The organism is Okeania sp. SIO2B9, from assembly GCF_010672505.1.
Classification (GTDB): domain Bacteria; phylum Cyanobacteriota; class Cyanobacteriia; order Cyanobacteriales; family Microcoleaceae; genus Okeania; species Okeania hirsuta.
Map to the genome: position 1 here is coordinate 1 of NZ_JAAHGK010001729.1, position 1,208 is coordinate 1,208.

At 35.8% G+C, this 1,208-nt stretch carries 1 protein-coding gene; it reads left to right on the top strand.

Features of this window, described 5'->3' with window-relative positions:
- A partial coding sequence (locus tag F6K13_RS34015) for a COR domain-containing protein (RefSeq protein WP_287290069.1) occupies positions 1–903 on the top strand: 903 nt, incomplete at its 5' end.
- Between the last annotated feature and the right edge of the window lie 305 nt (positions 904–1,208).

Below are 1,208 nucleotides of genomic sequence, written 5' to 3' on the forward strand. Positions count from 1 at the left end.
AACCCAGACTATAAACTGCAAGAAGAAGATTCAACTAAAGGAATTGAAGTTTCTCAGTGGAATTTTCCCACAAAAAATCAACATGACTTTCAGATGAATATTTGGGATTTTGGCGGACAAGAAATTTATCATGCTACTCACCAATTTTTTCTGACCAAACGCTCCCTATATATTCTTGTGGCTGATACTCGTAATGAAGATACAGACTTTTATTATTGGCTGAATATAGCAGAATTGTTGAGCGATAATAGTCCTTTATTAATTATCAAAAATGAGAGACAAGAACGTAAACGGGAAATTAATCAAATAGCATTACAAGGTCAATTTTCTAATATCAAAGAAATATTAGCCACCAATCTTGCTACTAATCGAGGTTTAGAAGAAATTCAAACAGATATCCAACATTACATCAGTAATTTACCTCATATTGGCAGTGCCCTTCCTAAGACTTGGAAAAAAGTCCGTGAAGTATTAGAAACAGATGGTCGTAACTATATTAGTTTGACAGAATATTTATCTATTTGTGAAGAGAATGGCTTTAAGAAGCGAGAGGATAAATTACAATTAAGTGGTTACTTACATGACTTAGGAGTCTGTCTGCATTTTCAAGATGACCCACTGTTAAAGAAAACAGTTATTCTTAAACCAGAATGGGGAACAGCAGCAGTTTATAAAGCTTTAGATAATCCGCAAGTTTATGATAATTTTGGCAAATTTACCAAAGATGATTTAACAAATATCTGGCATGAAGATAAATATGCCAATATGCACGACGAGTTACTGCAATTAATGATTAAATTTAAACTCTGCTATCGGGACTTTAGTGAAAAAATAGCAAAAAAAAGGGTAGAATATATATGTGATATGTATTTTACGTTAATTACTGGCCGGGGTAAAGTCTGATGAAAGAAACAACTTCAGTGGCCATGCCTCCTTGTTTTCATCGATGGTGCGTTCGCGGTAGCGTTGCGTAAGCAAATCGCTTTAACGATGTCAGGACTTACGCAAAGACACTATATATAGAGTATGGTCATCTAGAGCGATATAGCTGCCGCACTTGCTCCGCCAACGCTTAAAAATTGAGAGCGATTGCCTCAGCAAAGCTCCGCTAACGCCTCAAGACAAGTATCATTATCAGAAATTAGGCCAAGAAGCTATATATAGTACCATTTCTCATGCATTAATGCTCGGCTTGGAAGGTAGTCAAA